This window comes from Rhizobacter sp. P2_H2, from assembly GCF_056403375.1.
This window is the reverse complement of sequence record NZ_JBFUFP010000315.1, coordinates 1-5331: the sequence shown is the minus strand read 5'-3', so window position 1 is coordinate 5331 and position 5331 is coordinate 1. Positions and strand designations below refer to the sequence as shown.

Annotated in this window: 6 protein-coding genes; all 6 read left to right on the top strand. The window is 66.5% G+C overall.

Annotated features, from left to right (window positions below):
- Window positions 1-233: 233 nt before the first annotated feature.
- Window positions 234-749 carry a translation initiation factor IF-3 gene (gene infC / locus AC1D15_RS16825; protein WP_255358641.1) on the top strand — a complete coding sequence of 172 codons (516 nt, stop codon included), beginning with the start codon at window positions 234-236 and terminating at the stop codon, window positions 747-749.
- 135 nt (window positions 750-884) lie between these two features.
- Window positions 885-1088, top strand: coding sequence for a 50S ribosomal protein L35 (rpmI, locus tag AC1D15_RS16820; RefSeq protein ID WP_047511790.1), 204 nt, complete (start codon window positions 885-887; stop codon window positions 1086-1088).
- A 51-nt stretch (window positions 1089-1139) separates the two neighbouring features.
- Window positions 1140-1496, top strand: coding sequence for a 50S ribosomal protein L20 (gene rplT, locus AC1D15_RS16815; protein WP_047511792.1), 357 nt, complete (start codon window positions 1140-1142; stop codon window positions 1494-1496).
- A 150-nt stretch (window positions 1497-1646) separates the two neighbouring features.
- Complete coding sequence (pheS, locus tag AC1D15_RS16810; RefSeq protein ID WP_047511795.1) at window positions 1647-2690, top strand: phenylalanine--tRNA ligase subunit alpha; 1044 nt, start codon at window positions 1647-1649, stop codon at window positions 2688-2690.
- 18 nt (window positions 2691-2708) lie between these two features.
- Window positions 2709-5123 carry a phenylalanine--tRNA ligase subunit beta gene (pheT, locus tag AC1D15_RS16805; protein WP_477826866.1) on the top strand — a complete coding sequence of 805 codons (2415 nt, stop codon included), beginning with the start codon at window positions 2709-2711 and terminating at the stop codon, window positions 5121-5123.
- 12 nt (window positions 5124-5135) lie between these two features.
- Window positions 5136-5331: HU family DNA-binding protein (locus tag AC1D15_RS16800; RefSeq protein ID WP_477826865.1), on the top strand; the 196-nt coding region annotated here is incomplete at its 3' end.

Genomic DNA, 5331 nt, shown 5'->3' with positions numbered 1-5331 from the left:
GGAGAAGGCAATCGGGGCTGTTGCGGTGCGTGCCCGCGGCAACCAGGATCTCGGCGTGATGCCCTTGGACGACTTCTCGAAGAAGCTCGCCAGCGACATCGCCAACCGGGCCTGAAGTAAGGCAACTCCTGCCCGCAGGCGTTCATCGACATCCAAAGTTTGGGCTCCGCTGCCTCGGGGTCCGGTGAAAGGTAAGAACCATCGCTACTTTTGCTGACCGTCGCACTCCCAATGTGGAGCGCAAGCACCGCCTCAATCGCGAAATCATGGCGCCAGAGGTGCGGCTCAACGGTGTAGAGAACGAACCGCTCGGGATCGTGAACATCCAGGAAGCCCTGCGCATGGCGGGTGAACTGGACGTCGATCTGGTCGAAATCGCTGCGCAGGCCGATCCGCCGGTCTGCCGCTTGATGGACTACGGCAAGTTCAAATACCAAGAGCAGAAACGGGCAGCGGAAGCGAAGTCCAAACAAAAGGTCATCGAGATCAAGGAAGTCAAGTTCCGTCCGGGCACGGACGAGGGCGACTACCAGATCAAGATGCGCAACCTGCGCCGCTTCATCGAGGAAGACGGCGACAAGGGCAAGGTCACGCTGCGCTACCGCGGCCGCGAGATCACCCACCAGGACATCGGCATGCGCCTGCTGGAGCGCATTCGCGACGAACTGGCCGATGTGGCCGTCGTCGAGAACATGCCGAAGCTCGAAGGGCGCCAGATGATCATGGTGCTCGGCCCGAAGAAGCGCTGAGACCGCAACAGCGTTGAAGTATTGAGAGTTCAGCGCGCCGGTCTGGTCACCGGCGCGTTGCAAGAAGCCCCTCCAGGCCAACAAGACCGCAAGTTCTTTGCGGGCGCCTGGTGGAGCAACTAAAAAGGAGCAGTCATGCCCAAAATGAAGACCAAGAAGAGCGCTGCGAAGCGTTTCCGCGTTCGTCCGGGTGGCACCGTCAAGCGGGGCCAGGCGTTCAAGCGCCACATCCTCACGAAGAAGTCCACGAAGAACAAGCGCCACCTGCGTGGTGCCGTCGGCGTGCACGAGACCAACATGGGTCACATGGCTCAGATGCTGCCCTTTGCCGGGCTGTGATCTGCCACCACTGATTCACGGTTTCAGAAACACTTCCAGAAGGAGTAATCCATGCCTCGCGTCAAACGTGGTGTAACAGCCCGCGCTCGTCACAAGAAAATTCTCGCACTCGCCAAGGGTTACCGCGGCCGTCGCAAGAATGTATTCCGCATCGCCAAGGAAGCGGTCATGCGCGCTGGGCAATATGCCTATCGCGATCGCCGCACCAAGAAGCGTGTGTTCCGCCAGCTCTGGATCGCGCGTATCAACGCCGCGGCCCGTGGCCTGGGCATCACCTACAGCAAGTTCATGAACGGCATGAAGAAGGCGTCGATCGAGATCGACCGCAAGGTTCTTGCCGACATGGCAGTCAACGATCCTGCCGCCTTCGGCAGCATCGTGGAGAAGGTGAAGGCCCAGCTCGCTTGATGTCGTGATCGCGCCGGCTCGCGCACACCCTGTGCAGCCGGTGCCACGCAAGTCCCCGAAGGCTGTTCGCAGCCGCTGGGGCAAGCTCTCCAAGGCCGACCTCGTGTGCGGCCTTTTTTGTTTCTTGAACCGACCATCCACCCTCTACCGATGAACGACCTCGATCAACTGGTGCAGGCCGCGCACGCCGATTTCGCGCAGGCGACTGCACCCGCCGATCTCGAGAACGCGAAGGCGCGCTACCTCGGCAAGGCCGGGCGCGTGACCGAGCTGCTGAAGTCGCTGGCCGGGCTCGCGGGCGACGAGAAGAAGTCGCGCGGTGCCGAGATCAACGCCGCGAAGCAGGGCATCGAGGCCGCGCTGAACGCCCGCCGCCAGGGCCTGGCCGATGCCGAGCTGCAGGCGCAGCTGAAGGCCGAGTCGCTCGACGTGACGCTGCCTGGGCGCAAGCGCGGCACCGGCAGCGTGCACCCGATCACGCGCACGATGGAGCGCATCGAGGCGATCTTCGGTTCGATGGGTTTCGACGTGGCCGACGGCCCCGAGATCGAGACCGACTGGTACAGCTTCACCGCATTGAACAACCCGGAGAACCATCCGGCGCGCTCGATGCAGGACACCTTCTACGTCGACATGAAGGACGACGAAGGCCACTGGCTGAACCTGCGTCCGCACACCTCGCCGATGCAGGTGCGCCATGCGCGCGCCCATGCCGCGAAGTACGCCGGCCAGCCGCACATGCCCGACATCCGCGTGATCGCGCCGGGCCGCACCTTCCGCGTCGACAGCGATGCGACGCACTCGCCGATGTTCCACCAGGTCGAAGGCCTGTGGATCGGCGAGAACGTCAGCTTCAAGGACCTGAAGGCGATGTACCTGGACTTCATCCAGGCCTTCTTCGAGACCAGCGAGCTCGCGCTGCGCTTCCGCCCGAGCTACTTCCCGTTCACCGAGCCGAGCGCCGAGATCGACATCATGTTCGAGAGCGGGCCGCTGAAGGGCCGCTGGCTCGAGGTCTCCGGCTCCGGCCAGGTGCACCCGCAGGTGGTGCGCAACATGGGGCTCGACCCGGAGCGCTACATCGGCTTCGCGTTCGGCTCGGGCATCGACCGCCTGGCGATGCTGCGCTACGGCGTCAACGACCTGCGCCTGTTCTTCGACGGCGACCTGCGTTTCCTCAGCCAGTTCAAGTAACCAGCGGAAGACCCATCAATGCAATTCCCCGAGTCGTGGTTGCGTGAGTTCTGCAATCCGCCCCTTGAGACGAAGGCCCTGGCCGAGCTGCTGACGATGTCCGGCATGGAGGTCGAGGAGCTGCGCCCGGTGGCGCCGCCCTTCAGCCACGTGGTCGTCGGGCGTGTCGTGTCGCTGGAGCGGCATCCGAATGCCGACCGGCTGAACGTCTGCCAGGTCGATGTCGGCAGCGGCACGCTGCTCAACATCGTGTGCGGCGCGCCCAATGTCGCTGCCGGCCTGAAGGTGCCGTGCGCGCTGGTGGGCGCGGTGCTGCCTCCGGGCGAGGACGGCAAGCCCTTCGAGATCAAGCTCGGCAAGCTGCGCGGCGTCGAGAGCCAGGGCATGCTGTGCTCGGCGCGCGAGCTGAAACTGTCCGAGGACCACGGCGGCCTGCTGATCCTGGCCGAAGACGCGCCGCTCGGCGAAGACATCCGCAAGCACCTGTCGCTCGATGACACGCTGTTCACGCTGAAGCTGACGCCGAACCTCGGGCACTGCCTGAGCGTGTTCGGCATCGCGCGCGAGGTCGCCGCGCTGACCGGCACGCCGCTGAAGTCGCCCGCGTTCCCGCCGGTGCCGGTGAAGCACGCTGCCGTGCTGCCGGTGAAGATCGAGGCGCCCGACCTGTGCGGCCGCTTCTCCGGCCGCATCGTGCGCAACGTCGACACCACCGCGAAGACGCCGGCCTGGATGGTCGATCGGCTGGCCCGCTGCGGCCAGCGCTCGGTGACTGCGCTGGTCGACATCTCGAACTACGTGATGTTCGAGCTGGGCCGCCCGTCGCACATCTTCGACCTCGACAAGATCCACCACGGCCTCACGGTTCGCTGGGGCCGGCCGGGCGAGCAGCTGAAACTGCTGAACGGCAACACGATCGAGGTCGATGCCGCGGTCGGCGTGATCGCCGACGCCGAGGCCGTCGAGTCGCTCGCCGGCATCATGGGCGGCGATGCGACCTCGGTGTCCGATGCGACGCGCAACGTGTATGTCGAGGCCGCGTTCTGGTGGCCCGAGGCGGTGTCGGGCCGTTCGCGCCGCTTCAATTTCACGACCGATGCGGGGCACCGCTTCGAGCGCGGCGTCGACCCGGCGCAGACGGTCGAGCACATCGAGCGCATCACGCAGCTGATCCTCGAGGTCTGCGGCGGCGAGGCCGGCCCGATGGACGACCAGACCGTCGCGCTGCCGGCCCGCAAGCCGGTCACGCTGCGCGTCGYGCGTGCCGCGAAGGTGATCGGCATGCCGCTGACGCAGGCGCAGTGCGCCGGCGTGATGGAGCGGCTGGGCCTGCCGTTCACGCAGGCCGAAGGCACGATCACCGTGACGCCGCCGAGCTGGCGCTTCGACCTGCTGATCGAGGAAGACCTGATCGAGGAAGTGATCCGCGTGCTGGGCTACCCGACGCTGCCGTCGACGCGCCCGCTCGCCTCGCTGGCGGCCAGCGTGCGCAGCGAATCGAAGCGCAGCCCGCACGCGGTGCGCCACCTGCTGGCCGGCCTCGACTACCAGGAGACGATCAACTTCAGCTTCGTCGAGGAGCGCTGGGAGCATGAGCTGGCCGGCAATGCCGACCCGATCCGCGTGCTGAACCCGATCGCGAGCCCGCTGTCGGTGATGCGCTCGAGCCTGATCGGCGGCCTCGTCAACGTGCTGCGCTTCAACCTGGCGCGCAAGACCACGCGCGTGCGGGTGTTCGAATCGGGCCGCGTGTTCCGGCGCGATGCGTCGGTCGCCAACGGCGCCTTCAGCGTGGCCGGCATCGCGCAGCCGCTGCGCGTCGCGGGCCTCGCGTACGGTCCGGTCGATGCCTTGCAGTGGGCCGCGAAGGAACGCCAGGTCGACTTCTTCGACGTGAAGGGCGACATCGAGTCGCTGCTCGCGCCGCTGGCGGTCAGCTTCGTCGCCGCCGAGCACCCGGCGCTGCACCCGGGCCGTTCGGCGCGCATCGAGGTCGACGGGCAGGCCATCGGTCACGTCGGCGAACTGCACCCGAAGTGGCGGCAGTCGTACGAGCTGCCGCAGGCGCCGGTGCTGTTCGAGCTGGACGCCTCGGCACTGCAGCAGCGCCTGCTGCCGCAGTTCCAGCCGATCCCGAAGCAGCAGTCGGCCTGGCGCGACATCGCGGTGATCGCCGCAGAGCAGGTCACGCACGAGGCGCTGATCGGCACGATCGCGGCGGTCGACCCGGGCCTGATCCGCTCGGCGCGGCTGTTCGACATCTACAAGCCGGCGACGCCTGCCGCCGACATGGCCGCCGGCGAACGCAGCCTGGCCATCCGGCTCGAGCTGCTGGACGACGCCGCGACGCTGACCGACGAGCGCATCGAGGCCGGCGTGCACAAGGTGCTGGACAGCCTGAAGGCCCGCCTCGGCGTGCGCCTTCGCGGCTGAGGGGAGGCCGCGATGGACGACCACAACGACGACAAATCCCCGGCCCGTGTGCTGCTGCCGACGCTCGAGACGCCGACGCTCACCAAGGCCGAACTGGCCGAGCTGCTGTTCGAGCGGCTGGGCCTGAACAAGCGCGAATCGAAGGACATGGTCGAGGCTTTTTTCGACATCATCCACGGCACGCTGGTGAAGGGCGAGGACGTGAAGC

What these genes read in the sequence shown, in the direction of transcription:
- rpmI (WP_047511790.1), top strand. Translation starts at nt 885, where the DNA reads ATGCCCAAAATGAAGACCAAGAAGAGCGCTGCGAAGCGTTTCCGCGTT.
- rplT (WP_047511792.1), top strand. Translation starts at nt 1,140, where the DNA reads ATGCCTCGCGTCAAACGTGGTGTAACAGCCCGCGCTCGTCACAAGAAA.
- pheS (WP_047511795.1), top strand. Translation starts at nt 1,647, where the DNA reads ATGAACGACCTCGATCAACTGGTGCAGGCCGCGCACGCCGATTTCGCG.